23 protein-coding genes are annotated in these 26242 nt (G+C 44.8%); 15 read left to right on the plus strand and 8 right to left on the minus strand.

The genetic code is table 11. The annotated features are described in order from the left end of the window. Positions 1 to 403 precede the first annotated feature (403 nt). Entirely contained in the window at positions 404 to 967 is a 564-nt protein-coding gene (locus tag G460_RS21710) for a hypothetical protein (protein WP_051315996.1), read from the plus strand. A gap of 74 nt (positions 968 to 1041) precedes the next feature. Here the strand turns inward: G460_RS21710 and G460_RS0109635 are convergent, their stop codons facing one another. The 3 genes from G460_RS0109635 to G460_RS0109645 form a co-directional block, all read right to left on the minus strand. Beyond that, positions 1042 to 1611, minus strand: a complete 570-nt coding sequence (locus G460_RS0109635) for a flavodoxin family protein (RefSeq protein ID WP_035464279.1) — start codon at positions 1609 to 1611, stop codon at positions 1042 to 1044. An 84-nt stretch (positions 1612 to 1695) separates the two neighbouring features. Beyond that, on the minus strand, positions 1696 to 3438 hold the full coding sequence (locus tag G460_RS0109640) for a M14 family metallopeptidase (protein ID WP_035464281.1): 1743 nt from the start codon (positions 3436 to 3438) through the stop codon (positions 1696 to 1698). 9 nt (positions 3439 to 3447) lie between these two features. Then, positions 3448 to 5040, minus strand: a complete 1593-nt coding sequence (locus tag G460_RS0109645; RefSeq protein WP_026955163.1) for a M14 family metallopeptidase — start codon at positions 5038 to 5040, stop codon at positions 3448 to 3450. Positions 5041 to 5253: 213 nt separating this feature from the next. Here G460_RS0109645 and G460_RS0109655 point away from each other — a divergent pair, with 213 nt between their 5' ends. From G460_RS0109655 to G460_RS0109685, 7 genes are all read left to right on the plus strand, one after another. Continuing rightward, positions 5254 to 6084, plus strand: coding sequence for a universal stress protein (locus tag G460_RS0109655; protein ID WP_026955164.1), 831 nt, complete (start codon positions 5254 to 5256; stop codon positions 6082 to 6084). A 6-nt stretch (positions 6085 to 6090) separates the two neighbouring features. After that, positions 6091 to 7326, plus strand: a complete 1236-nt coding sequence (locus tag G460_RS0109660; protein ID WP_026955165.1) for a cation:proton antiporter — start codon at positions 6091 to 6093, stop codon at positions 7324 to 7326. A gap of 108 nt (positions 7327 to 7434) precedes the next feature. Beyond that, on the plus strand, positions 7435 to 8463 hold the full coding sequence (gene hemH, locus G460_RS0109665; protein WP_026955166.1) for a ferrochelatase: 1029 nt from the start codon (positions 7435 to 7437) through the stop codon (positions 8461 to 8463). An 81-nt stretch (positions 8464 to 8544) separates the two neighbouring features. After that, positions 8545 to 9705: a CynX/NimT family MFS transporter gene (locus G460_RS0109670; RefSeq protein ID WP_211226746.1), complete on the plus strand. Its 1161-nt coding sequence runs from the start codon at positions 8545 to 8547 to the stop codon at positions 9703 to 9705. A gap of 72 nt (positions 9706 to 9777) precedes the next feature. Next, positions 9778 to 10380, plus strand: coding sequence for a DUF2179 domain-containing protein (locus G460_RS0109675; RefSeq protein ID WP_026955168.1), 603 nt, complete (start codon positions 9778 to 9780; stop codon positions 10378 to 10380). Continuing rightward, positions 10380 to 11087, plus strand: a complete 708-nt coding sequence (locus G460_RS0109680; protein WP_026955169.1) for a tRNA1(Val) (adenine(37)-N6)-methyltransferase — start codon at positions 10380 to 10382, stop codon at positions 11085 to 11087. Before G460_RS0109675 ends, G460_RS0109680 begins: the two co-directional genes overlap by 1 nt. Before the next feature lie 153 nt (positions 11088 to 11240). Next, the gene (locus G460_RS0109685) at positions 11241 to 12314 is read left to right on the plus strand and encodes a DUF4249 domain-containing protein (protein ID WP_026955170.1); all 1074 of its coding nucleotides are present in this window, start codon (positions 11241 to 11243) and stop codon (positions 12312 to 12314) included. Here the strand turns inward: G460_RS0109685 and G460_RS0109690 are convergent. Beyond that, positions 12289 to 13638 (minus strand): saccharopine dehydrogenase C-terminal domain-containing protein, encoded by a 1350-nt coding sequence (locus tag G460_RS0109690; protein WP_026955171.1) that lies wholly within the window; start codon positions 13636 to 13638, stop codon positions 12289 to 12291. The genes G460_RS0109685 and G460_RS0109690 overlap by 26 nt on opposite strands. Positions 13639 to 13754: 116 nt before the next feature. On the opposite strand from G460_RS0109690, the gene G460_RS0109695 reads away from it, so the two are divergent. The 5 genes from G460_RS0109695 (at position 13755) to G460_RS0109715 (ending at position 17596) form a co-directional block, all read left to right on the plus strand. Beyond that, complete coding sequence (locus G460_RS0109695) at positions 13755 to 14234, plus strand: cytidine deaminase (protein ID WP_035464283.1); 480 nt, start codon at positions 13755 to 13757, stop codon at positions 14232 to 14234. A gap of 2 nt (positions 14235 to 14236) precedes the next feature. Then, positions 14237 to 14890: an alpha/beta hydrolase gene (locus tag G460_RS0109700; protein ID WP_026955173.1), complete on the plus strand. Its 654-nt coding sequence runs from the start codon at positions 14237 to 14239 to the stop codon at positions 14888 to 14890. A gap of 86 nt (positions 14891 to 14976) precedes the next feature. After that, entirely contained in the window at positions 14977 to 15411 is a 435-nt protein-coding gene (locus tag G460_RS0109705) for a UPF0158 family protein (RefSeq protein ID WP_026955174.1), read from the plus strand. Positions 15412 to 15492: 81 nt separating this feature from the next. Then, a complete protein-coding gene (locus tag G460_RS0109710) occupies positions 15493 to 15990 on the plus strand; it encodes a GNAT family N-acetyltransferase (protein WP_026955175.1) in 498 nt (165 codons plus the stop codon). Further along, positions 15944 to 17596 (plus strand): M1 family metallopeptidase, encoded by a 1653-nt coding sequence (locus G460_RS0109715; protein ID WP_245578720.1) that lies wholly within the window; start codon positions 15944 to 15946, stop codon positions 17594 to 17596. Before G460_RS0109710 ends, G460_RS0109715 begins: the two co-directional genes overlap by 47 nt. Here G460_RS0109715 and G460_RS0109720 read toward each other — a convergent pair. From G460_RS0109720 to G460_RS0109735, 4 genes are read right to left on the minus strand one after another with little or no spacing between them, the layout of a single operon-like run. Further along, positions 17593 to 18363 carry a 3-ketoacyl-ACP reductase gene (locus G460_RS0109720; RefSeq protein WP_026955177.1) on the minus strand — a complete coding sequence of 257 codons (771 nt, stop codon included), beginning with the start codon at positions 18361 to 18363 and terminating at the stop codon, positions 17593 to 17595. The genes G460_RS0109715 and G460_RS0109720 overlap by 4 nt on opposite strands. After that, positions 18360 to 19802: an oxidoreductase gene (locus G460_RS0109725; RefSeq protein ID WP_026955178.1), complete on the minus strand. Its 1443-nt coding sequence runs from the start codon at positions 19800 to 19802 to the stop codon at positions 18360 to 18362. The genes G460_RS0109720 and G460_RS0109725 overlap by 4 nt, the downstream gene beginning before the upstream one ends. Continuing rightward, entirely contained in the window at positions 19799 to 21178 is a 1380-nt protein-coding gene (locus G460_RS0109730; protein ID WP_026955179.1) for a glycoside hydrolase family 88 protein, read from the minus strand. Before G460_RS0109730 ends, G460_RS0109725 begins: the two co-directional genes overlap by 4 nt. A 4-nt stretch (positions 21179 to 21182) precedes the next feature. Continuing rightward, positions 21183 to 22580, minus strand: coding sequence for a sodium:solute symporter family protein (locus G460_RS0109735; protein WP_026955180.1), 1398 nt, complete (start codon positions 22578 to 22580; stop codon positions 21183 to 21185). Positions 22581 to 23068: 488 nt separating this feature from the next. Here G460_RS0109735 and carB point away from each other — a divergent pair, with 488 nt between their 5' ends. Together carB and G460_RS0109750 are read left to right on the plus strand one after the other, a co-directional pair. After that, positions 23069 to 25888 (plus strand): carbamoyl-phosphate synthase large subunit, encoded by a 2820-nt coding sequence (gene carB / locus G460_RS0109745; protein ID WP_026955182.1) that lies wholly within the window; start codon positions 23069 to 23071, stop codon positions 25886 to 25888. An 87-nt stretch (positions 25889 to 25975) separates the two neighbouring features. Then, positions 25976 to 26233: a DUF4834 family protein gene (locus tag G460_RS0109750; RefSeq protein ID WP_026955183.1), complete on the plus strand. Its 258-nt coding sequence runs from the start codon at positions 25976 to 25978 to the stop codon at positions 26231 to 26233. The last annotated feature ends 9 nt before the right edge of the window (positions 26234 to 26242 follow it).

The raw sequence follows: 26242 nt of genomic DNA on the forward strand, positions 1-26242 counted from the left end.
TCTGATTTTTTTGAAAAATTTTAAAATTTTTTTCACCCATACAATCGATTGCGATCTCTGGATAAAAATCTAGTTCATATTTTTAATATTCTGCGCTTGCTTTTTCTACAAAATAATATTTTGATCAATCGATTGTATGCATAATAACTAGTGTTTCGCAATCGATAGCGGAAGTAAATTGTTATATTTTCAATAAATACTCGTTATCATTGATGATTATCAAATAAATCAATTATTTCATTGAAACATTTGCAATTCAGCTTCCGTAAGCTACCTTTGTAATGTAATTAATACCTAATCCATCAGACCCGATGGACCCTGTAGCCCAAAATATCCCCAAAAAAGGAAATGCCTTTTTGGGTTACACTTTCAAATTGCTAAGAACCTATTAAACCAATTTATTATGAAAAAATTATTGACATTGCTTTTCGTTGCCGGGATGGCAGCTGGAGCTTTTGCAACAGGAACAGAGAAGACTGTAGAAATCAGACAGTCTGAGCCTACCAAAGTAACTGTGGCTGTATCTGAAGCGCCACAAGGTACTGTGATTGTCAAAATCACGGACAATGAAAACAGATTGGTCCTAAGAGACAGAATCGTCAAAGAAGAAGCTTTTGCTAAAAGATATGATTTGACTGCTCTTCCTAAAGGAACTTATTCTGTAGAAGTTTTGGATCAGTCTGGTGTATTGAGAACAGCTACTTTCGAAAACTATGTGGCTGAAGCTCCAACTGTATACTCTAGAGTATCTAAAATCTCCGACAATCAATATAGATTGCTAGTAAGCAACCTAGATGCAAAAGACATCACAGTTTCTATTTTTGACGGAGACCACTTGATCCATACTGAGAAAGTAAACAATCCTCAAGGACTTCATAAAATCTACAGCATCAAAAAGCCAGGAGCAAACATCAGCTTCAAGGTTTCTACTGCTGAAGGTTTCGACAGATTTGTCACTGCCCTTTGAGACTAAACCAATTATAAAATGTAACCCCGCTTGGTCTGAGGCGGGGTTATTTTTTTGCCTTTTTTGAATAGATCCTAAGGATTGAATTTTTTAGTCACTTCGGCGACTCTCTTCCCAAGACCGAATCCCTTTTCCAAAAAAATGGGAGCAAGCTTTCCCTTGTCAAATGGAGCTTCGCCAGTAATGCCGGAAGCACCGAATGCAGACTCAGTTTGATCTCCTCCGACGATGATCATGCCTTGAATTAACATCGCTTGGATCAATTGCTGCAGCACTAATTCTTCACCAATGGAAATGCCTCCTCCGGTTGAAAATGCCGCTCCAAGCTTGTTTTTGAGTGGTTTTCCCTCAAATGGCCAGGAGTTGATATACTCCATCACAGCTGGAGCTACGGAGGCATTGTAAACCGGGGATCCGATGATGATCGCATCCGCATCCAGAATGTCTTTTTCTGAGGCTTCATCCGTCCTTAAGAGTTTGACCTTCACGTCCTCAACTGATGTTGCCCCTTCTGCAATAGCCTCTGCCATGAGTTGCGTATTGCCAGATGAAGAATAGTAGACGACCAATATTGTTTTAGGCTGCTGTGCTAAGATACTGGAGCTGAGGAGTAGGAAAGCGACTATCAGGAAGTTCTTTTTCATAAGGAAAAGGTATAAACGTGATGGGTAAAAATAAAACCGACCCTGAAAGAAGAGTCGGTTTTGATGTGTCTGAGTGAGGTGATTTTACTTTTTCCAGCTGGCTTTGCCTCCTTTGGCAGAGTCTACGGTGATGCTGTAGTTGTTGCCGCCAGAGACGATCCAGCGTACTTTCACGCCTTCCATACCTGGGATATTAGATAGAGCCATCTTCTCAGGAGAGTGAACTTGCTCCTCATATCTTTTGAAGTCTTCGTCTTCCACGATAAAACCAGCGACCACATTGGCTCCGGAAATAGAAACGTAGTCTGGTCGCTCTATTTTGTGCTTTACATCTTGAGAGGAGTGAGTAGGCATCAAGCGTTCATTGAAAATGGTGGCTGTGATAGCTTTAAGACCACCTCCTAGATCTTCCTCTTTGACGTCAATGATAGAAAGCTTCGGTGTGTGATAAGCATGATAGATCGTGAAAGCGGCATTGCGATGCGCATCCTGCTCCAAGAGGAATCCAGGGTGAGCCCGTCCAAATGTCTTTTTGAACCCTCCGATTTCGACTTCTCCGTATTGTGGGTGATCATAGGTGTGCCACTCGACAAATGCATCTCCAAATGTCAGAAGCTGATCGACTTTGTACATATCGTCCTGACCTCTTCCGCCACTATTTTGATGGAAATACAAATAGGGAGTCATCAGTTCATTGGAGTAAGTAAAGATCCCTCTATTTCCATAGAACCAATCCAGTTCGCCTCCAAAGACAGAATACATGTCTTTGTAAACAGTCAGGTAGCGATAGCCCGGCATCATCTCTTCGCCAGTTTTGGCGATGGCGTCATAGATGCGAATATCATCCCGATTGTAGGTGTCGGCATCCTCTTCTGCGCCAGGTCCTCTGAGGATCATTCCGCCACTGTTGTGATAGCTTTGAGCTCCTGCGATATTTGGATGCTTGACGACAAACTCCATGACAGAACGGTTTTCCGGTAGTGTAAATGGATAGCGCATCGCTCCTCGCTGAATGTAATCTGGCTGCCAGTTCCAGCCCCAGTCTCTATTGGGATCATAGTAGCCAACGTCATCGTCATTGACTCTACCGTCTCCGTCTAGATCGGTTCCTTCCTGCCCGAGCATTTCGTATTCGCCGACTTGATCAGGTCCTACAGGCATCAGCCTTCTCGGGTCCAATGGATTTTTGATAAATCTACCTGTAGGCGACTTGCGGATCATCATGGTGATATGTCCGTCTCCGTCTAGATCGTCCATTTCATCCTCTCCGGCCAGTCCATCCCCATCGTTATCCAGTTTGATCATGCCGGATCGTGGAGTATTGGCGGTGTTGGGCTCCAAGAAAAAATCATTCCGCGCATCTGGATTGATGGTTGGAGTGATATAGAAAGCTTTGTCACGGAGTAGTTCTTGGATGAATTTGGTATCTGCGTGCATTTCGGTCAAGTACCAAGCCGTGTAGAGTGCAAATTCTCCTCCTTGTACTTCATTGGAATGGATGTTTCCATCGATCCACATTCCTGGTTTGTCGGTATCTTTACCCGTAGAGAAATCCGTAATCGTCAGAGTCATGATGTCTCTTCCTTCATAGGATTTACCGATAGATTCGATTTTGGTGAGTTCAGGGTATGCCTTTGCGATTTTTTGCATCACATCGACGATTCCTTCATACGTATGATAACGATTCCAGGCTGTTTCTACTTTGGGTAGATGCGGTGTGCCGACCGCTTTGAAAAACTTGTCTTGGGCATTTGTCTCGAGGCTACCCAAGCTCAATGCACTGATCGCCAAGGCTAGCACGGTTTTCTTTTTTGTCAATAGTTTCATGGCGTTGGCTTAGAGTTTAAAGGTTGCATTGATGATACCTGCATGAGATGCACCTGCTTTTAGCTTCACATCTCCTTTTCCTTTGATGATCCAGCTGAGGCTTTCTTTGCCATAGGCAGGAATCACGTCGATCAATTGGATTTTTTCACCTGAGATCAGGCGATCTTCCGAAGCATCCAGATCGACTCTGATTTTGCGTAGCCATCTGGATCTCTCTCCCATTTCCGAATGAGTCGGTAGCGGGGAATTGTTGAATAGATCCAAGCTAATGCGGGTCAAGCCATTGCCTATTGATTCGATTTTTAGATTTTGAACTTCCAGTGAAGGTTGGATAGCTGCCAGTTTGAGAATGAACTCGGTATGTTCGTTGGCGATTTCCGCCACTTGCTCATAGGGAGGATTGCTCATGGCAAAAGGCTTGATGCCGCCTACTTCCACTTTTTTCCCGGGAAAGTCTGGATGGGAAACCTCTGTCCAAGGAATGAATACATCTTCTTGTCCCAAAGAGTCTGCCCATGCCAAGAAATTAGCTTGACTGTCTGTTTTTCCTTTGAAATCAGGTGTCCAGTAGCCCGGTGTGCTGAAGCTCAACCTAGCAAAATGGAAATAAGCCCACTGGAAAAAGTCCCCGTCTGTGCCCTGATTGGTTTGTTCGTAGGCTTTGGCTGAGATCGTCTCATTATAGATGTCAGAGACCATGGCATTGATCGCTTGATCTTGCTCCAGAATAGAAGTGACCACCCGTTTTCTGGCGTTGCCAGCATTGTACTTTAGGGGAGATGAGAGGTTGTTTGCCGGAGAGAAAGTGACAAAAGCAAAGATGTTCCACTGCTCAAATAGATAGTCCAATAGAGCCCTTGATTCTAGCTGAGAAACTGGGATATCTCCTGCCAAAGGCTCAAAAACCGGAAATTTATAAGTTAGGGATTTATTGAAGGCGATGCCTTCTTTGAGGTCTTCTGCAAACTTGCCGTCCTTGTCATCGTCCCGGCTTTCTGGATAGAGACTATACTGTCCCGCTTCACCTTTGGATCTGTCTGCTTTGACCAATACCCGCTCGTCTTCTTTGGAGATAGTGTATGCTCCCATGGGATCTTCTACTCGCATGAGGGTGATAAATCCGTCGCCATTCAGGTCAGTATAGCCATTGTCTCCCGGGCTTCCATCACGGTCATGATCCACGGAGATAGCATTTCCTCTTCTTTCATATTTGAGAGATGCATGGTACTGCTCGTATGCATCGGGTGACATATTGGGGAAAATGTAAAAAGTGGTGTTTTCCAATGCCTCCGAATGGTCAGCGATGAGTTTTTCTGCAAACTGTGTGGCCAGCTCTACGCTGAGCACGTCGTAGCCCTCGACTCCACCTACCACGGCGATGGCTGGTTTATAATCGAGATTTCCGGTGCCGATTTTGAGTGCCCAGATATCCTTTCCTCCGGCAGTTTTGGTGAGGGAGGTGAGGGTGGCCGATGCATCGGAACTGACTCGCTGGAGTCGCTGATTGAGTTGACTGAGTGTAGGGTAGTCAGACTGGGCAAATCCCGCCGTCGACCATCCCATACTCGCTGTCAACAGAAAGCCAAGTAAGGTTTTTTTCATAGGTGGTTGGTTTTTATGAAATTGTGATTCGTTGATTTTTTTCAAAATCGGATACATGAATTTTATTAAAATTTCTGCAGAAATAGAGCGTCTGTTTTTCTGAAAGTACAATTTGTGCTTAAATGGAGGCCAGCTTGGATAAGTGGCCCGGACAAAATTTTAGTTGGACAGCTTACGAAATTTCACTTATTTCAGGGGAACCCAAGAAGTCCTATGTATACTAAAATAGCCCTGGCCATTGCTTTTTCCCCGAGGATAGAAGCGCTCATTTCGGAGGTCAAACGACTGGTGACGGCCTTTGATTCGGAATTGGTGCTGATCCATGTCGGGATCAAAACCCCGGAATTGGAAAAAAAATTAGCTGAGTTGCTGGCAAAGCATGACTGCGATCAGCCACGCGTCAAGGTACTCTGGAAAGAAGGGAAACCTGTGAAAATGATCCTGCAAGCCTGTCGTGAGGAAAAAGTGGATCTGCTTGTGGCTGGCGCACTCAAGCGAGAGGGACTGTTCAAATACTACATGGGCTCTGTGGGGAGGAAGATCATTCGAAAAGCTCCCTGCTCGGTACTGACCTTGATTGAACCAAAAGTGGAGACTTCGGAGTTTGTCAGGGTAGTCATCAATGGTACGCAGCTGGAAATCACACCGGATGTGATCCGTCATGGGCTGAAGTTTTCGCAGGTCATCCTGGCAGATCAGGTGTCTATCCTGAATGAAATAAAAATGTATGGTCTTCAGATGGGGACTGCCAGTGAGGATTCGGAGGAGGAGATAGCGCAGACCAGAAGGCAGCTTGTGCAGAATGAGATAGACTATGTGGAGCAGATTTTAGATAAACTTGACAAAGGAAATTTGAAAATAAATATCAAAGTGACCGGAGGGAAATGGGCGGTGGAATTGGCCCGCTTCTGTGAAAAAACGGATGCCAAACTTTTGGTGGTAGGAGATGAAAGGAAATTGAATTTCTTTGACCGCATTTTCCCTCATGACTTGGAAGAGTTGCTCAGTACACTTCCTTGCAATCTTTTAATCGTAAAAAAATAAACCTCCATGGAAACGCTCAACCATAAGGAGGTCATCAATCTCCTCCTCCAGCTTGCGGCCATGCTGATCATGGCCAGAATTTTTGCGGAAATAGCGAGAAAGCTCAAACAGCCTGCAGTCGTGGGAGAGATCCTTGCAGGGATAGTTTTGGGGCCTACTATTTTGGGCTCACTCATGCCCGGATTTCATGAGTATCTATTTGGATCTCATGAGATGTCCAATATTGCGTTGGATGGATTTGTGCAGATTTCAGTGGTTTTGCTGCTGTTCATAGCAGGACTGGAAGTGGAGCTACAGATTGTCTGGAGTCAGGGCAAAAATGCACTGAGGATAGCAGTGGCTTCGATGGTGCTGCCAATTATTGCCGGTTTCGTAGTCGCTTATGCCTTTCCCGAATTTTTGGGAGTCAATATCAATGACCGGATAGTGGCTTCTACCTTTTTCGGTTTGGCGATCAGTATTACCGCTTTGGCAGTAGTGGCGAGAGTCTTAATGGACCTGAATCTTTTCAAGACGCAAACGGGCCTTCTCATCATCGCTGCAGCAATGATTGTAGATGTGTTGGGTTGGATTGTTTTCTCTGTGATACTGTCTCTTTCGGAGTCTGGAAGTGGAGGGCTGGGAGTATGGCCGACGATAGGCTTGACACTGGCATTTACCCTGATCATGCTCACAGCCGGCAAGGGGCTGATCAATCGTACCCTTCCCTGGGTCAACAAGAAAATGGCCTGGCCTGGAGGCTTGCTTTCCCTCTCTTTGGCGACTTGCTTTCTGGCGGCTTCCTTTACTGAGTTTATAGGCATCCACGCTATTTTTGGAGCATTTATCATTGGTGTGGCTCTGGGAGATTCGGAGTACCTGACGGAGAAGGCCAAAGAGATTTTGCATCAGTTTATCAATAATATCTTTGCTCCCATATTTTTTGTTTCGATAGGCTTGAAAGTCAATTTTATCGAAAGCTTTGACTTGGGAGTCACGGGAGTAGTAGTGATAGTGGGATTGCTTACCAAGTTTTATGGAGCCTATCTGGGTGGACGACTTGCCAACGTGGGACGAAAAGAATCGATAATTACTGGTTTTGGACTGAGTACTAGAGGGAGTATGGATATTATTTTGGGCTTGATCGCACTGGAGTATGGGCTGGTCTCTGATTCGCTCTTTATTGGCTTGGTTATCTTGGCCTTGGTGTCGTCTATTGCCTCAGGACCTTTGATGGGATGGGCTGGGAAATTGAAGCTATGAATGATTTTATCAATCACTCATCCAATAGATCAATTGGCTGAAGTTAACTTTCTGGGTTAATTTTGAGTTGTGATTGAAAATTCAACCAAATCAACGAAAAGGTAAAAGATGGCGAAAACCGGAAAAATTGGCGTTTTGCTGGTCAATTTGGGTACACCCGATAGCACCAAAACTGCGGATGTAAGAAAATACCTGCGGGAATTTCTAATGGATGGAAGGGTGATTGACATCCCTTGGTTTTCCAGGTGGATGCTGGTCAATCTGATCATAGCCCCGTTTAGAGCTCCCAAATCAGCGCATGAATATCAGAAACTTTGGACGGACCGAGGATCTCCCTTGCTTTTTCATACCCAGGATTTGGAACAAAAACTAGCCGAAAAACTGGATTCCTCCAGCTATGAAGTGGCTATCGGGATGCGGTATCAGAGTCCCAGTATTCAGTCGGGTCTTGAGAAGTTGCAAAAAGCCAATGTCAGTAAAATCATCGTGCTGCCGCTTTTTCCTCAATATGCATCAGCGACCAATGGATCTGTTATCGATAGGGTCATGGAGATCGTCCGCGAATGGCAGATTATCCCGGAGATGTCTTTCATTTCCAATTTCATAGAGCACCCGCTATTTATCAAGGCTTGGGTTGAGATGGGGCAAGAAATGATCAAAAAGGCGGATTATGATTACTACATTTTTTCCTACCATGGCTTGCCCGAGCGGCAAATCATGAAAGGCGCAGTCGATCATTATTGCCAGCTAGGCGCCTGCTGCAACAAATATCACAGCAAGAATCAGTTTTGCTATCGTGCCCAATGCTACCAGACAACGAGACTGCTGGCCGAAAAAATGAATTTACCTGAGGAGAAAGTAAAAACATGCTTTCAGTCCAGACTTGGCAATGATCCTTGGGTGAGGCCTTACACAGAAGATGTGATCAAAGAACTGGCAGCTCAGGGTGCCAAAAAGGTTTTGGCTTTTTCTCCGGCATTTGTGGCCGACTGTTTGGAAACCACGGTAGAGGTAGGCGAAGAGTACAAGGAAGTATTTATGGAGTTGGGAGGAGAGCAATGGGACTTGGTGCCCAGCTTAAACTCCAATGATACCTGGGTCTCCTGTGTGGAGGATTTGGTAGTGAGCCATTCCTGATAGAGACGACCCGATTTGACTAAAAGGAAGAGGGGAATTCTCTTCCTTTTTTGATTTTGTTACCAAGAGAATATAAGTCGATTGAAAAAGGATACACATTTTTGGCTGATTTTGGGAGTGATTTTGATTTCGGTCAATCTCCGGACTTCCATTGCTTCTGTCGGACCTTTGATTCCGTTTATTCGGGAAGACTTGGGTATTTCCAACGGACTTGCCGGATTCCTGACCACTTTGACCTTATTGACTTTTGCGTGTTTTTCTCTTTTTGCTCCTACTATTGGGAGAAATTTGGGGACTGGAAGAGCGATTTTTCTCGGGATAGTACTCTTGATCGCAGGTGTTGTGATCCGAGTTTTGGGTGGAGTCGAACTACTCTTTGTAGGGACGGCGCTGACAGGAGTAGGGATTGTCATCGCCAATGTGTTGATGATTCCTTTTTTCAAAGCAAGGATTCCAGAGCGTTTGGGACTTATGACGGCGATATTGTCAACGGGCATGTCCCTATTTGCGGCTATTGCTTCGGGCCTGAGTGTGCCGCTGGCAGTGGATCTTGGACTTGGCTGGAGGGGCTCCTTACTCTCTTGGGCCAGTGTCATGATATTAGCCTTACTCGTATGGATTCCCCAGATGGGACCTCGGCCAACTGCTGCTCAGAGGGCGATGGGTCGAGGTGAAAATGTCTGGAAATCTCCTTTGGCCTGGCAGGTGACTCTATTCATGGGCTCTCAGTCAGTGATGTATTTTACGATGATTACTTGGATTCCTGACTTGCTTATCTCTAGAGGGATGAGTCCAGTTTTGGCAGGGTTGGCACTATCCTATATGCAGCTTATTTCTTTGCTGGGGACGTTTTTCATCCCGGGATTTCTCGAAAAACTCAGGAGCCAATCAGGAGTCATACTAGTTATTGGATTATCCTATTTTTTGGGTTTTGGGTTGCTTTTTGTCCAGTTGGACACTGCCGCCTTCGTAGCGCTGACGATCATCGGAATAGGTAGTGGAGCGAGTCTTAGTATGGCGTACATGCTGATTTCGCTACGGACTGCAGATGATCAGACCACTGCCCGGCTATCTGGGATGGTTCAGTCCGCTGGATATATCCTTGCTGCAATAGGGCCATTGCTTTTTGGGATTTCATTGGATCTGATCGGAAACTGGGATTTATTGATCTGGTTTTTAATTCTTATGGCGGGAATGTTTTTGATTTTTGGAATCCCTGCTGGTAGAGACAAGAAGATTTGAGAGTGTTGAATTAGATACCGCAGAACTCAGAGCTTTGGCTTACCTTTGCAGTGAAAATTTGACCTGAAGAAAATGCAAGATTTCCTCTTAGAGTTAGGGGTTTCTCCCCAGCTTTTCAACTATGTGATCATGCCGGCATTGATTTTCTTTGCCAGGATAGGTGATGTCTCCATCAATACCCTGCGGATCATGCTCATGATGAATGGCAAGCGAAATATCGCTCCGATTCTGGGCTTCTTTGAGGCCTTGATCTGGCTGATGGCGATAGGACAGATTTTTCAAAATATAGACAATCCTCTCAGCTACATCGCTTATGCGGCGGGCTTTGGGACGGGCACTTATGTCGGGATGTATTTCGAAGAAAAGCTTGCTTTGGGTCGGGTTTTGGTCCGCGTGATCACTCCCAAGCCACAGGTTGAGCTCTTGGATTTTATGAAAGAGAAAAACTACCGCTTCACCAATGTGGGTGCGGAAGGACGCTATGGTAAGGTGAATTTGCTTTTCACGGTAATGAAAAGAGAGAACCTGAAGGAGTTTGTCACCAAAGTCAAAGAAGTAGACGAGCGGGCATTTTATACAATCGAAAGTGTCAAAAGAGTGTCCGAAGATGACCTGAATGTGATGGAAGATAGACCTCGCTTCAAAAGCAGACTCTTCAGCAAGGCCCGAACCTGATGGGGAATACTTGGTTTCAATTTCAGGAATTCCGAGTGGTGCAGGAGAAATCCGCCATGAAGATTTCCACGGATGCGATTCTGTTAGGAGCTTTGGCGGAAGGAGAAAAGGCAAGAAAAATTCTGGATATCGGAACTGGTACTGGAGTGATTGCCTTGATGCTTGCACAACGATTTGAGAATGCAGAATTGGTGGCTGTGGAGTTGGATGAAGAGGCAGCAGCAGAAGCAAAGAGCAATTTTGAAAACAGCAGATTCCAGTCGAGAATTGAACTTTGGCAAGGACAAATACAGGATTTTCAGTCAGAGGAGAATTTTGAGCTGATTGTCTCCAATCCTCCATTTTTTCCGGATCATCTCAAGTCAAGCAATGCAAAAAGAAATCAGGCGCTGCACACGGACAGGCTTTCTTTTGAAGAGCTGGCCAAGACCATCGACCAACTTCTGAGTGCTGAAGGTCAGGCTTGGATCATCTTGCCGCCAAGACAGATGGGGGAGTTGGAAGAGGAGTTTTTGAAGTTTGGGTTTTCTCTTCAAAAGGAGTTTTCTGTTCGGGACAATCCTTCCAAACCCATTCATAGAAAGGTGAGCTGCTTTAGTAGAACTCCAAAAAATGCCGAAAAAATGGAATTTTCTCTGAAAGATCCCAATGGCCAGTATTCGGTCTTTTACAAAGGGCTTTTGTCTGGATTTTTGTTGGGGTATTAGATTGAGGGTGTTTTTGATTCGAAATTGACTAGAAACTCCAGTTTTTTTTAATCTTCAAGTTTATTTATCTCAGAGGAAATGGTGAGAAATGAACTCGCTGATTATATTGTTGGGTATTAATCTTTAGGGACTTATCGCGATGATTCCTGGCCTATGAATAGAAATTTACTCTTCCTTTTTCTTTTGGTTTTTTCAGCCTGTGTGGACCCATACGAGGTGGATTTGGATGAAGGAAAACAACTGCTGACAGTGGAAGGCTTGGTGACGAGCCTGCCAGGCAGACAGATGATTCGCTTGACACGGAGTGATACTTACGGTTCAGTTTTCGAAGGATTGATTCGTCCTGTAAGCAATGCTACTGTCATCATCCGGGATAACCTGGGGAAAGTCACTTTTCTGGAAGAAAGTACGGTGGAGGATGAAAAAGGAACATACTATACTCAGGGTGACTTTTCAGTTGAGGTGGGCAAATCTTACACACTGCAAATCCAGACTTCTGATGGGACAGTCTATACCTCACTTCCCGAAAAAGTGGAATCAGTGCCTGAAATCAACAGTTTGGTGCCGCGGACTGTGAGGATACCAGTAGAAGGAGAGCTCACAGACAGATCTGGAGTCCAGTTGGTCGCAGAAATCTCCGACCCAGTCGAACAGAATAACTTTTACTATTGGAAAAACGGCCCCTCCGTCTATGTCCTTAAGACTAGACCGGATCTTTACACTCCGAGGCCATCCGATACCAATCCCAGCAGAGAACCTCAGCCCAAAGATTGCTGTATCACCTGCTATCAGTCCGAATACTTGGCAAGTGCCGGGGTGTATATCGCTCAAGATGACAATTTCAATGGCCTCACCACGCAGATTCCTGTGGCTTTCATCGAAGATGACGGGCTGAGATTTATCACCACCTATCGAATTGATTTGAGACAAATCAGCATCAGTCAAGATGCGTATCGTTTTTTAAGGTTGGTCAAACAGCAAGTAGAGGTCAGTGGATCGGTATTTGATCCGCCACCAGCCTCTATCAAAGGGAATATGATCAATCTGGTCAATCCAGAGGAGACGGTTTTAGGTTATTTTATTGCCGGTGCAGAGACTGTGAGGAGAGTTTATATCAATCAGGACCAGTTGACCTATGCCCAAGCGGAAGCGATTATTCCAGATGATTGTCGGGAGGTGCCGGGTGCAGCTATAGATCCGCCTACTGACTGGGTCGAGCAGGATTGATGATTTCTTTTTCTACAAATTTGATCCCCAAAGTCTCCAGATGGGAGAGAATAGGTAGGTAAATTTCCCGGACAACAGGCACATGCAGGCCGGTGAGTTTGATTTTCCCGTCTAGAAACAAATCAACGGCAATGGCTAAAGGCAAGCCTACTGTCTGGGCCATTGCGGTGTGTGTGGCGTCTTTTCCCAAGCATACCAGACTCGAAAGGATTTGTTTTTTGCCGCTTACTCCTTCGATCTCAAACTGATGCTGCATCACGATCATATCCCGGTCTTCAGGCTCCAAAGCCCAATCTGTTTCCAAGATCGCCTGTAAGATTTGTGCGGGGCTTCCTTTGGTTTTGGGGAGCTTTCGGTCACTGAAAAAGCCCAACCACTGGATTTTCTCGAATGTCGGAAAGTCCAACTCAGGGATCAGTTCTGCCAGTTTTTCTTCCACGGATAATGTTTTGTGATAGGGTAGGAAAGCATTCATCAACTGTCTGAGTGTACTATTTTCCGGCATTTCCATCACAAAACTATCATCTGTCATACCCAATTGGATAAATACATTCCAAGCTTTGCAATAACCAGCTCTACGCAGAGTACCACGAAGCATGGTGGGGATTTCTTGCAGTCCATAGACTTTTCTGTAGCTCAGAGAATCCCTATTGGGATAGCCGTCAAAATCTCCCAAGCCAGGAAAATTGACGGTTTCCAGTCTTTTGAAAAGCTGATGATAGGGAACGAACTTCAAATCACCTTTTTCGATATATCGGGAAGTCCCCTGACCGGCTAAAACAACATTCCGAGGGTTCCAGGTAAACTTATATTTCCAAGGATTACTTTCGCTCTGAGGTGACAAAAGTCCTCCGCAGAAAGACTTGAAAGAAGTGATTTTTTCTCCTTTGTCATGAGCTTCATGGATCACTTTCATGGCAGACATATGGTCGATTCCGGGATCCAATCCACATTCATTAAGAAAGAAAAGTCCTTTTTGCTCGATGTTCTCCTTCATTGATTTCATCTCATCGGACTCGTAGGATGCGGAGAAAAAATGTTTGCCCAATTCGAGACAGTCCCTCGCTACGATCGGATGCATGAATGCCGGGAGCATGGAAATCACAACGTCTGCTTCTGAAATCAGCTTTTTTCGACTGGGTTCGTCTTGGATATCTAGAGAAACTGCCGCAGTATTGGATCTATTTTGAAGCTTCGCTGCCGCAGCTTTTGCGTCCAAATCCGCCAAGGTCAAAAAGCGGTTTTTGCTTTCGCAAGTGTCTGCTAAATAGTCGATTAAAAAAGTGGAGGACTTCCCTCCTCCCAAAATCAAAATATGGTTCATGGATGTGGTGAATTGGTGATCAGGTCTATAAATCTGGCAGGAAAAAGGCAGAAATCCATTTTTTGTGGAACAAATGATTACTTTGTTCGTTCGATTTCTCCCTAGTTCAATCGATTATGAAGTATTTGGATTCCAATCAGAAAATAGAAGTTTTGGCCCTGCAGGAGCTATCTCCGGAAGAAATGAAATTACTGCAGAGAGCTCAGGAAATTTCGAAAAACTCCTATTCACCATACTCTCATTTCCATGTGGGGGCGGCTGTGCTTTTGGAAAATGGCGAGATCCTGCAGAGCAGCAATCAGGAGAATGTAAGTTTTCCATCGGGCGTATGTGCAGAGCGATTGGTGTTGGGGTATGCAGGAGCTAATTTTCCTGATCTAGCTCCCAAAATGATGGCCGTGGTCGCACAGAGGGATGGAGAGGAGAGTTGGGCTGGAGTATCACCCTGCGGCAATTGCCGTCAGACAATCAATGAAACTGAAAATCGTTTTGGCAAAGAGATCACGATGTTGTTTTTGCAGCCTGGCGGAGAAGTCTATCGGGTACATGGGATCTCGACTTTGCTACCATTGAAGTTTGATGATCTGAAAAGTTAAGCATGAAAAAAAGCTTTTATTTTAGCTATGAAGCTCATTATGCCCTGTCTCAGGAGCCAAGTTTTCAGGAGTCTGAGATTTGGTTGGTGCTGCATGGCTATGGACAATTAGCAGAGTTTTTTATCCGGAAATTCAATCCGTTTTTTAATTCAGAAAGGCTCTTTGTCGCTCCAGAGGCAACCAATTATGCATATCTCCAGGACTTTCAAGGAAGAGTGGGAGCCAATTGGATGACCAAGCATGAGCGGGAGACTGCTATTGCAAATAATCATCGCTACTTGGACGGGTTAATGGATTCTTTGCTTCAGCAGTATTCTCAACCTCCCAAAATCAACGTCTTGGGCTTTTCGCAAGGTGCCGCCACTGCTACCAGATGGGCGAGCTGCTGGGAGAAGTCAGTCTCCAAGTTGGTGCTATGGGCGGGAGGGTTTGCGCATGATATGCAGCTGGATCTAGCCCGGGAAAAATTTTCGGACACAGAGCTCATTTTGGTATTGGGAAATCAGGATCAACTGATCACTGAAAAAAGTCTGGAAATGCAACAGAAGTTGATTCAAAGTCTTGAAAAAGAGGTGCAATACCTCCATTTTGAAGGTGGGCATGAGCTAGATCATGAAACTCTCCAGAGTCTGATGGATTCTTCCGACCATTGCTAGGATTTGGCTGTTCAAAATGCTTTATTGAAACTATTGCTACACAAATCGACATTCACTATTTTTCTGAAAATTTTCTAACACCACCAATGCTTTCGCTTACAGAAAAAGAAGTAGACTTCATCGCTGCTCAACTGATCAAAGGAATGGTCTGCTTCTATCAGATCGACAAAAAGAAAGTCCACTTCATGCCTGATGATGAGGATTATTTCAACTATGACCTCACACCCGACGAGGAGGATATCCTGGATGAGATTGATGCAGAGCCGGATAATTATGCGGAATTTACTCGAATGGAGGTGCCTCAGGAACATCAGATGATGCAAGATTTCATTGACCGAAAAGTGAAAGAGAAAAACTTGGCAGAGGACCTGGTAAATGCACTAACAAAGCCGAAGTCATTGACGGCATTCAAATTTTTGATCGATGAATCGAAATACAAGACAGAATGGATCGAGTTTCGCAAGTCCCGCTACCTAGACTGGGTACGGGAGCAGGTCGACGGATTCAATTACGCAGAATAACACTTTATTGCCGCCCGGATGTTTTCGGGCGGTTTTCTTTTTGCTTGATTTTAAGTAGTTTCAGGGACTTTTGAAATTTTTATGTCCGAGAAACCATCCATATCAATCCGCTACAATCTCAACCCCGGAGACCTTGGTCAAGTGGCGGCACTTCATGGGAAAATCTACGCCGAAGAACATGGCTTTGGGATGGGCTTCGAGGCCTATGTGATGGAGAGTCTGCTGGAATTTTACCGGCAATACAATACCAACAAAGACCGGGTCTGGGTGGTGGAGTCTCATGGCAAAATGATCGGGTTTTTACTGTTGATGCACAGGCAAGACGAGCAGGCTCAGCTTCGGTATTTTATTCTCGAAAAAGCCTATCGGGGCATGGGGCTCGGAAAAAGACTGATGGAAGAATGGATGGGGTTCTATCAGGAAAAAGGCTACAGAGGCGCTTATTTATATACGACTTCTGGTTTGGATCCAGCTGTCAGGCTTTACGAGCGATTTGGATTCAAAAAGATCTCTCAGGTGAAATCCAGAAACTTTGGAGTTCCCTTGCTGGAGATGCTCTACCGGCTTTACCCATCCTGAGGGAATTCCGTATCTTGCCGTGATGAAGCGCTATTCATTTCTATTCACCCTGCTTTTCTTGCTCTCTCATGTCTCCTTTTCCCAGAATTGGGATTGGGGAGGGCCTATCGATCCACTTCAGAAAAAATTTAAAGTCCTTCATTATAAGCTGGAGCTTGAACTTTTGCCTGAAACAAAATCTATAGCTGGGTCGAATACCGTGACACTCGAAGCGAAAGAGAAACTCGATACTATCCGTCTTCAATTGATTGATACATATGAGGTGTCGAATGTCACGATGAATGGAGAGCCTGTGGATTTTTCGCATCATGATGACCTTTTGGATATCATTCCTATCGACTGTACCTGTAATTCGGTGAAGGTGGAGTATGCAGGAAAAACTCCCATTGCACAAAACCCACCTTGGACAGGAGGATTTACCTGGATCAAAGATGAGCTTGACAATGATTGGATGGGACTCTCTTCTCAAGGGGAAGGAGCTAAGATTTTTATGCCTGCATTGGATCATCCAAGCAGCGAGCCTTCTGAAGGAGTCGATCTATTTTTCACTGTTCAGAAGCCTTACTTCGTAGCCGCCAATGGCCGATTGCTGGAGACAAAAGAGGAAGGTGAGAAAGTGACTTATCATTGGGCTACCAGTTACCCGATCAATAATTACAATGTCAATTTTACCTTGGGAGTATTTCATGAAGAGAGCAAAATCTTCACTTCTTCCTCAGGTAATCAGGTCCCTATGACGGTCTATGTTTTGGAAGAAAACAAAGCCAAAGCTGCTTCTCTTTTGGCGGTGTTGGAGGAAAGTGCACAGACACATGAAAAATACTTTGGTCCTTATCCTTGGCCTGATGACAAGGTTGCTGTGGTAGAAACACCTTATTTGGGTATGGAACATCAGACAATCAATGCCTATGGGAATAATTTCCAATATATTCCTCTGGGTGTAACCCAATACGACTGGTTGCTTCATCATGAGCTAGGACATGAATGGTTTGGAAATAAGGTTTCTGTCGGAGACTGGGCAGATATGTGGATTCACGAGGGCTTGACGGCGTATGGAGATATTTTATTTTTCCTAGAGCATGGCGGAGAAGAGGAATATCTGAAAAAAGCCAAGTCGGTGTTGCGTGGAATCCCGCACGAAAAACCTGTTCAAAGTCCCCCAAATAGTACCGAGGAAGAAGCCTATCATGGTGAAATTTATAGCAAAGGCTCTTTCATTATCCATTCTCTTAGAGGTGTATTGGGAGATGAGATTTTCTTCCCAATGCTCAAGGCATTTGCGACGGATGAGCGATTTACCTACCAGAATCAGGTGACTACCAAAGATTTTACGGATTTTGTGCAAAACTACTCTGGCAAAGACTTAAATGGCTTTTTTGAACTCTATCTGAGGACGACAGACTTGCCAAAAGTGGAGGTTAAAAAGAAAGGGAAGAAAGGCTGGCAAGTAGAGTTGACTGGGATCAACTTTGAACTTCCGGTAGAAGTTCAGACTTCAAACGGAATTCAAAAGGTGGTTTTGGGTAAAAAAGCGGTTCTGGTCCAAAGTGCTACCGATCCGATTGTCGATCCCAACTATTGGCTGATGCTGGAAAGGGAGGATTAAAGCCTCCCTATTGTCATTCCTCCGTCCAGAGTGATGATTTGGCCTGTTCCATAAGTCAAAGTTTCATCTGCCAAAGCGGCGACCATTTTGCCGATGTCTTCCGGTTTTCCCATTCGGGGCTCCAAAGTCAATCCTTTGCCGATTTGGCTTTCGTATTTTCCCTTGACTCCGGCAGTCATGTCTGTTTCGATGATTCCGGGTCTTACTTCGAAAACAGGGATGTTAAATTCAGCCAGTCTCACAGCAAATGTCTGATTCATCATCGAGAGTCCGGTCTTGGACATGCAATAGGCCACCCGATTGGTGGAGGCTAAAACTGCCGAAACAGAGGTGATCGTGATGATGGAAAAGAAATCGTCAGGGTTTTCATTTTTCGAATCAATCATAGATTTAGCTACTGCCTGACTGAGAAAAAATGTCCCCTTCATATTGGTATCCACCACATAGTCAAAGTCTTCCTCTGTCACCTCCAAAATATCCGCTCGGACTCTGGGAGCCACTCCGGCATTGTTGACCAGAACGTTGATTTTGCCAAACTTCTGACGAATCTCCATTAGGATCCGAGATCTATCTTCTGCACTCCCAATATTGCCTTGAAAGTAATCCGCCTGGATTCCTGATTTTTCTAATTCCTCCAAGACAGGTAAGACAGAATCTTTATCCCTCATCCCATTCAAAGCCAAATCAAAGCCTTTTTCGGCCAAAGACTTGGCTATTCCCAAACCGATCCCTCGAGTGCCTCCAGTGATGAATGCTACTTTGCTCATGATTCTTTGACTTTTTTCAGTTCTTCGTGAATTGGCATTTTTTTATAAAAGGGATCTAATGGGAAACAACCTGAAATCATCCCGTTTCTCGGTGCTGTGGTACAATCCGAAAAAGTGCGGCAAATCTTTGCTCTTTTCATCACTTCTCCGGTCAAGATATCTGCCGGCAATTCAGGATAGCTGAGAACCATCCTTCCCAAGCCGATAGAATCGGCTAATCCTTGCTCCAAAACAGCTTGTCCAACATGAGGAAGCCACTCTTGCAAGTAGGAATAAGCGGAGCCTACGATATAAAACTCAGGAAATGCTTTTTTCATTTCCCCTGCAATTTGGATTTGGCGGGCTACACCTTGCAAAGGATCTTCCGGGGGTAAATATCCATCAGAAGGAGGGAAAAGTGCAGGTCTTTGGATGTGAGGATTGTAATATGGACTTCCTGCTGTGGTGCACAAGAGCTCGATCCCTAACTCTCTGAGGAGCTCCAAAAACTGAAAAGTCTCCGATAGGTTTTCTTTGGTGCCCGATTCATCTCCTCCAAAGGAATATTTATATTGAGAGGAGCTGGCCGGAATACCTTTTAAGTCCTCTCCTGGTTTAAAAGGAACCCAGTCAAATGTGCTTAGGCGAACCCCTATTTCCAATCCAGGAGCAGCCTTTCTGATTCCGGAAACTATCTCTTTCAAAAATCGACTTCTGTTTTCAAAACTTCCCCCGTATTTCCCGTCTCGGTCATAGGCACTTAGAAATTCATGTCCCAAATAGCCGTGACAATGTTTGATATCCACGAATTGGAATCCGGCTTTTTGTGCCAAAACTGCTGCCGCAATATATTTCTGGATGATATCCTCGATTTCATCATCTGTCAATAGAGGATAATCCTGACCCAAGCCAAATTTTTCATTTAGTACCGGGTGCGGATACAAGATTTTGGGCTCCATTTTCTTCTTGTCAAAAGGCTTGCAAAACCTCCCCGAATGGGTGAGTTGGAGGCCTGTGAGGAGTCCTTCAGTTGATCCAAATGAAACAGCGTGTTCTTGTTGAATCATGTGAAAAAGGTCTTCGAAGTCTGGAAAAGTAGCTTCATTGATCATCAACTGATTCGGGTTGGCTCGTCCATCCGGGCAAACAGCCACCGCTTCACAGCCCCAAAGTAATTTGGCTCCGCTGATCGCAAAGTTTTTCCACCTTCTTTTGGTGAAATCAGTCGGTCTTCCATCAGTAGTTCCATCCCATCCTTCCATCGGCAGGATACAAAAAGCATTGCCGATGCTGTTGCCGGATCTTAATTGGTGACTGGTGGAATAGGGGGAATCTGTATCTGATTTCAGGGCTGCTGCAAATGGCAATTGAATTCCTTCTTTTTCCAAATGGGCTTCGAAAAGCTCAGCTGTTTTCAGCTGCGCAACTCTCGGGTATTCGGGTCTGTATTTTCCACTCATGGCCGGACGCAGTTATAGAAGCTGTAATAGTTTTCTCCCTTGGCCATTCTTTGGATAAGCAATGCTAGTTCTCTAGCATGGTAGTCTCCCCACATACTCGACTCTCCATGTGCGGCCTGGTTTGGGTTAGGCTTATAATCCCATCCATTTGGCTGATGGTAAATCGAATGTAGGATTAGCCCCTGATGCTCTGGGTCATGGGAGAGATAGGGTTTTTGGAAAAGAGCTCTCGCTACCTGGAGTCCAGCTTGGACGTATGTCTCCCACTCTGCCTCTCCATTGAGCTTAAGCCAATTGCCGATTCGAATCAAACCCTGTGCTGCGATGCAGGCTGCTGAGGAATCCACCGGCTCATAGGAATTGTAGGGTTCGGCTGGTCTATTCAGGTAGTCTCCCATTTTGTAAAGATTTGGAGCGCCGGTGTCCCAATAAGGAATTCCGTCTGTCGGTGTGTTTTCCAGATAGAAATTGGCTGTTGCGATAGCTGCTTGTTTCATTTCAAGGATGAAATCTTCTTTGGAGATAATCTCCTCGTAATCCTTTTCTTCCAATTCGTCCAAGATTTCCAAAGTTTCTCCCAGTCCGCAAATCGCCCAGGCCAAACCTCTAGTCCAGGTGCTGAATCCGGTATAACCTTGCTGAGAATTGGGACAGCGATAGTTGCCATCATTTGTGTTGAAAATGATTTCATGAGCAGTTCGCCCCGAGATGTCATAGCTGTCTCGTCCATTTCCCATATAAATTGAATAGCGCATGGTGCTCCGGATGTGCTGGACTGCGCGCTGGATCAAGGAGATTTTCTTGTCATTTTCTCCTTGAAGCACATGTCCCAAGCCATGGGATACAACCAGTGCTCTACAAGATCGAATCGTATCTACGAATAGCGAATGTGGTCCGTTGAATGAATAAATATATCCGCCATCCTGGGTTTTGGACCATCGAGTAGCTTGTACAGCGCCACTGATTTTCAGGGCTAATTTGTAAAAATCCTGCTCCCACTGCGAAGCTGAGATTTTCTTTTCACGAATCAAGCGAAGTAGATTTCCATAGGTGCTCACATTGTTGAATCCATGGTCATGAACTCCCGTATGAGTCAGATGCGGTGCCATTTTTTCCACCGTGTTTTTTCGGCCGATGTCTAGAAACTGTTCATTTCCTGTGGCATCAAATTGCAAAATGGCTGATCCGTATTGAAAGCCTTGGGTCCATTCAGTCCAGCCACGAGTGACATATTTTCCTTTTTCGGTAAATACCGGTGCGCCGTTTTTTGGGTCAAAATGCTTTTCAATGGCAACTATTTTTTCACCGGAAAGCTTCCAGAATTCCTCCAATGAAGCAGAGAGATCTGATGGTGAAATCGCGTTTTGAAGTATCATAGGTTTAATGTGTTTTCTTGGAGTGCGTGATGAAAATAGCGGAGGTCGTGATGATCATGATGCCGTAAAGGATGAAATCCAGCGGAAATCCTCCGACGTGATTGGGAACCCAGCTCAATAAAGATAGAATAAAGTAAGCTAGGGCAAATGTGGATAGGATCAGGACAGATTTGGGTGGTTTCTTGAAAATCACAGCCCCCAAAACGACCGGAGCTACCATGGAAGTACCAGCAAAACTCACCCTTGCCAGCAAGACCAATTGATCACTCATGTAAGTGGAAAAAACCAATACGATGACCGAAAACACGAAAATTGAGAGTTTGGTGATGCGCATGTTGCGCTTGTCTCCTCCTTTGAGAAGGGATCTCAGTTCGGTGCCCAAAGCAAAAATCTGCGCATTGGTGGTGGAGAGGCAGGCGGCAAACAATCCTACTACGGCCAATGCCGCCACTGGGACTGCCTGATCATACATCAAGGCACCTGCTAGAAAGTCAGATGTGGAGGAGTCGGGATACTTAATCGCCCCATAAAGGCCGATAAATGCGGTCGGAAGAATCACTAAAATGGCGAAGATTCCAACGGCATAAGCCATACGGTGGACCGATTTCAGGCTTTTCATCACCACTAAGCGTGTGGTGAATTGCGGCTGAGTCACGGGAATCATCACGATAGCAATCGAAGATGCTATTAGAAACGGAGTGGTGAATAGTCCTTTGGGGCCGGGAAGCGTCGTCAAATCTGGATTCATTTCCATGACTCGCTGAGTGGCAGATTCAAATCCGCCTGCGAGGCTCAGGCAAGTCGCTCCGATGATCCATATGACTACCAGTAAAATCACTCCCTGGATGGCGTCACTGTACATGATGGCTTTCAGTCCACCGATTTCGGAATAGATCAACATGATGCCGACCAGTAAAGATGCCCACGCCCAAAAAGGGAGAATTCCGGGAAATGCTGCTTCCAGAAAGATGGAGATTCCGCGTATTTGAATAGCTACGTAGGGGATCAGAAATAGAAAGCTGCTGATGAATAGCAGGATTCCGGCATACTTGTTTTGGTAGCATTTCTGCACAAAGCCCGCAACACCTTGATAGCCGACTACATGAGCTCTGCTTCTCAATTTGTATCCAAACCACACAATAAAGAAAACCATCAATGCATCGGAGAGGCCCAAGAAAATCCAGGCGCCTACACCGTGTGTTCTGAAGAAGTCTGGCATTCCCATGAATGTAAATGCGCTGAAGAGCGCTGCAGAAAATGTCAGAAACCCTAAAATAGACCCGATGTTGGAACCAGCCAGCATGAAGTCATCTGAGGTGCGGTTTTTTTGAAATGATTTGTATGATGCGTAGGCCAGAGAGATCAGAAATAATCCGAAGAATACTATGAGCCAGCCCGTCATGATTTTTTAGATTCATGATATGGAAAAATCTTAGAAGCCAGCAAAGTAGCGATCACTATAAGGACGGTGATCAAAAAACCACTCCAAAAGACAAAGGAGATTCCGGCTAGTTGAGGTTCGAGTTGGTTTTCTTTGAAAACAAAAAGAAAGGAACAGATGGTGAGAATAAGGACACTGATCCATAAAAGATTCCAGGTTTTGGGTTTCATGTGTTTTAAAGTAGGATTGACTGATAGATTGTCGTAGATTTTATATTAAATTCTACAGAAAGCAAAAAATAGCAATTTTCCTTCTTGAAACCATCCTTAACTTGACAGAAGGAAGGCAAGTTTACGGAATCCATTTCAGCAAATGAGCTTTGGTTTTTAAGGGCTTTTTGATGGGGAAAGGCGATTTAAATCGAATTTTCCCATGTCCCTTCCGAATAATTTTCTAATTTTGGCCCAATTTGGACTTAAGTAAAATTATCTCTACAATCTCCCTCTCTAATGCCTAAAGACAGTAGCATCAAGCACGTACTAATCATTGGTTCAGGTCCCATCGTAATCGGTCAAGCTTGTGAGTTTGACTATTCAGGATCTCAGGCTTCCAGGTCACTTCGCGAAGAAGGTATCACCGTAACCCTGATCAATTCCAACCCCGCAACGATCATGACCGATCCAGTGACTGCAGATAATGTGTATTTGCTCCCACTGGAAAAGAAATCCATCAAGAAAATTCTAACAGAGCATCCGGACATCGATGCGGTACTTCCGACTATGGGAGGCCAGACCGCCTTGAACTTGGCGATCGATTGTGAAAAAGCCGGTATTTGGAAGCACTTCGACGTGAAAATGATCGGTGTAGATATCGACGCGATCGACACTGCCGAAGACCGTGAAAAATTCAAGGTTCTGATGGAAAAGATCGGTGTTGGTGTCTGTAAAGGAGCCACAGCTACTTCTTTCCTTCAAGGAAAAGAAATCGCTCAGGAAATCGGGTTCCCGCTGATCATCAGAGCTTCCTATACTCTAGGTGGTGCTGGTGGTGCTTTTGTGGAAAAACCGGAAGACTTCGAAAAATATCTAAGTGCTGGTTTGCAAGCCTCTCCAGTTCACGAAGTTTTGATCGAGCAAAGTATTCTTGGCTGGAAAGAATATGAGCTTGAGGTCATGCGCGACAACATCGGGAACATGATCGTGATCTGTTCTATCGAGAACTTCGACCCAATGGGCGTTCACACAGGTGACTCCATCACGGTAGCTCCAGCGATGACTCTTCCTGATACAGTGTATCAAAGAATGAGAAACTATGCGATTACGATGATGAACAGCATCGGTAATTTCGCAGGTGGATGTAACGTGCAGTTTGCGGTGAGCCCTGACAATCAGGAAATCATCGGTATCGAGATCAACCCACGAGTTTCCAGATCTTCAGCCTTGGCTTCCAAAGCTACAGGTTATCCAATCGCAAAAGTTGCCGCTAAATTGGCAATCGGATATAACTTGGACGAGTTGTCCAACTCCATTACAGGGACCACTTCTGCGTACTTTGAGCCTTCTATCGACTATGTGATCGTGAAAATCCCTCGTTGGAACTTTGATAAATTCAAAGGTTCTGACAGAAGATTGGGACTATCTATGAAAGCTGTAGGAGAAGTGATGGGTATCGGAAGAAACTTCCAAGAAGCCCTTCAAAAAGCCTGTCAGTCTCTTGAAATCAAGAGAAATGGTTTGGGTGCTGATGGGAAAGAATTGAGAGATCAAGCTCAGATTCTTTACTCTTTGGCCAATCCAAGCTGGAACAGATTGTTCCACGTTTATGACGCCTTCAAATTGGGTGTTTCATTCAGAACTATCCACGATCTGACCAAAATCGACAAGTGGTTCTTGAAGCAGATCGAAGACTTGATCCATTTCGAAGCTGAAATCGATAAATATACCATCGATACCATTCCATTTGATGTGATGGATACAGCCAAGAAAAAAGGTTATGCTGATAGACAAATCGCGCATTTGCTAGGATGTCTTGAGAGCGAAGTCTTCAACAAAAGATACGATGAGATGGGTATCAAGCGTGTGTACAAGTTAGTAGATACTTGTGCGGCGGAATTTGAAGCTCAGACTCCATATTACTACTCTTCTTTCGGGGAGGAAAACGAATCAGTCAAAACTGACAAGAAGAAAATCGTAGTGCTAGGTTCAGGTCCTAACCGTGTCGGTCAAGGGATTGAATTTGACTACTCTTGCGTTCACGGTGTCTTGGCAGCCAAAGAATGTGGCTACGAAACTATCATGATCAACTGTAACCCAGAGACAGTTTCTACTGACTTTGACGTGGCGGATAAATTGTACTTCGAGCCAGTTTTCTGGGAGCATATCTACGAAATCATCCTTCATGAGAAGCCGGAAGGCGTAATCGTTCAGTTGGGTGGTCAGACTGCCTTGAAATTGGCTGAAAAGCTAGAGAAATACGGAATCAAAATCATCGGTACTAGCTTCGAAGCTTTGGACTTGGCCGAAGATAGAGGACTGTTCTCTACGCTTTTGAAAGAAAACAATGTGCCTTACCCAGAGTTTGGAACCATTCACAATACTGACGAGGCGCTTGAGCTTTGCAAAACTATCGGATTCCCTCTTCTAGTTCGTCCTAGTTACGTTTTGGGTGGTCAGGGGATGAAGATTGTGATCAATGAGAAAGAGCTGGAAGAGCATGTGGTGAATGTACTTCATGACATTCCAAACAATGAGATTCTTCTAGATCACTTCTTGGAAGGCGCGATTGAAGCGGAAGCTGATGCGATCTGTGACGGTGAAAACGTCTATATCATCGGTATCATGCAGCATATCGAGCCAGCAGGTATTCACTCTGGAGACTCGTATGCGGTACTTCCTCCATACAACTTGGGAGATTTGGTGATCCGTCAGATCGAGACTTACACGGAGAAAATTGCCTTGGCATTGAAAACTGTTGGTTTGATCAATATTCAGTTTGCGATCAAAAATGATAAAGTTTACGTGATCGAAGCCAACCCAAGAGCGTCGAGAACCGTTCCATTTATCTGCAAAGCCTACCAAGAGCCGTATGTCAACTATGCGACCAAGGTAATGCTTGGAGAGAAAAAAGTGACCGACTTTGAATTCAATCCTGTGAAAAAGGGTTATGCAATCAAAGAGCCGGTGTTCTCCTTCCACAAATTCCCGAATGTGAATAAAGAACTCGGGCCAGAAATGAAATCCACTGGGGAAGCGATTTACTTTATCGATGACTTGATGGATGATTATTTCTTGAAAATCTACTCTGAGCGTAACTTGTATTTGAGTAGATAAAAGCTGAAGTCTGAATTCAAAAAGGTTAAAATTGCAGAAGAAGCTTCAGCAAGAATTCAATTCAGAAAATAAACGAATCAAAAAGTTTTGGTAAAATTTCTTGTCATATTATTAGGAGTCGGCTGGCTTTTGGGCCAGCTGATCCGATACTTTCTTAGATCCAAATTGGCCAAATTTGCCCAGCAGGTAAATGAGGCTGCCAAAGAGCAGCAAAGAGCTCAAGCCCATGCAGGCAGGCCAAAAGATGATGTGGTGGTGGATTATATCCCGAAGCAGCATCAGGAGAAAAGAAAGAAAGATATCCAAGGCGGAGATTACGTCGAATATGAAGAAGTGAAGGAGTAATCCTTCACT

The sequence above is a fragment of the Algoriphagus vanfongensis DSM 17529 genome, assembly GCF_000429465.1.
Lineage (GTDB): Bacteria > Bacteroidota > Bacteroidia > Cytophagales > Cyclobacteriaceae > Algoriphagus > Algoriphagus vanfongensis.

What these genes read in the sequence shown, in the direction of transcription:
- G460_RS21710 (WP_051315996.1), top strand. Translation starts at nt 404, where the DNA reads ATGAAAAAATTATTGACATTGCTTTTCGTTGCCGGGATGGCAGCTGGA.
- G460_RS0109635 (WP_035464279.1), bottom strand. Translation starts at nt 1,611, where the DNA reads ATGAAAAAGAACTTCCTGATAGTCGCTTTCCTACTCCTCAGCTCCAGT.
- G460_RS0109640 (WP_035464281.1), bottom strand. Translation starts at nt 3,438, where the DNA reads ATGAAACTATTGACAAAAAAGAAAACCGTGCTAGCCTTGGCGATCAGT.
- G460_RS0109645 (WP_026955163.1), bottom strand. Translation starts at nt 5,040, where the DNA reads ATGAAAAAAACCTTACTTGGCTTTCTGTTGACAGCGAGTATGGGATGG.
- G460_RS0109655 (WP_026955164.1), top strand. Translation starts at nt 5,254, where the DNA reads ATGTATACTAAAATAGCCCTGGCCATTGCTTTTTCCCCGAGGATAGAA.
- G460_RS0109660 (WP_026955165.1), top strand. Translation starts at nt 6,091, where the DNA reads ATGGAAACGCTCAACCATAAGGAGGTCATCAATCTCCTCCTCCAGCTT.
- hemH (WP_026955166.1), top strand. Translation starts at nt 7,435, where the DNA reads ATGGCGAAAACCGGAAAAATTGGCGTTTTGCTGGTCAATTTGGGTACA.
- G460_RS0109675 (WP_026955168.1), top strand. Translation starts at nt 9,778, where the DNA reads ATGCAAGATTTCCTCTTAGAGTTAGGGGTTTCTCCCCAGCTTTTCAAC.
- G460_RS0109680 (WP_026955169.1), top strand. Translation starts at nt 10,380, where the DNA reads ATGGGGAATACTTGGTTTCAATTTCAGGAATTCCGAGTGGTGCAGGAG.
- G460_RS0109685 (WP_026955170.1), top strand. Translation starts at nt 11,241, where the DNA reads ATGAATAGAAATTTACTCTTCCTTTTTCTTTTGGTTTTTTCAGCCTGT.
- G460_RS0109690 (WP_026955171.1), bottom strand. Translation starts at nt 13,638, where the DNA reads ATGAACCATATTTTGATTTTGGGAGGAGGGAAGTCCTCCACTTTTTTA.
- G460_RS0109695 (WP_035464283.1), top strand. Translation starts at nt 13,755, where the DNA reads ATGAAGTATTTGGATTCCAATCAGAAAATAGAAGTTTTGGCCCTGCAG.
- G460_RS0109700 (WP_026955173.1), top strand. Translation starts at nt 14,237, where the DNA reads ATGAAAAAAAGCTTTTATTTTAGCTATGAAGCTCATTATGCCCTGTCT.
- G460_RS0109705 (WP_026955174.1), top strand. Translation starts at nt 14,977, where the DNA reads ATGCTTTCGCTTACAGAAAAAGAAGTAGACTTCATCGCTGCTCAACTG.
- G460_RS0109710 (WP_026955175.1), top strand. Translation starts at nt 15,493, where the DNA reads ATGTCCGAGAAACCATCCATATCAATCCGCTACAATCTCAACCCCGGA.
- G460_RS0109720 (WP_026955177.1), bottom strand. Translation starts at nt 18,363, where the DNA reads ATGAGCAAAGTAGCATTCATCACTGGAGGCACTCGAGGGATCGGTTTG.
- G460_RS0109725 (WP_026955178.1), bottom strand. Translation starts at nt 19,802, where the DNA reads ATGAGTGGAAAATACAGACCCGAATACCCGAGAGTTGCGCAGCTGAAA.
- G460_RS0109730 (WP_026955179.1), bottom strand. Translation starts at nt 21,178, where the DNA reads ATGATACTTCAAAACGCGATTTCACCATCAGATCTCTCTGCTTCATTG.
- G460_RS0109735 (WP_026955180.1), bottom strand. Translation starts at nt 22,580, where the DNA reads ATGACGGGCTGGCTCATAGTATTCTTCGGATTATTTCTGATCTCTCTG.
- carB (WP_026955182.1), top strand. Translation starts at nt 23,069, where the DNA reads ATGCCTAAAGACAGTAGCATCAAGCACGTACTAATCATTGGTTCAGGT.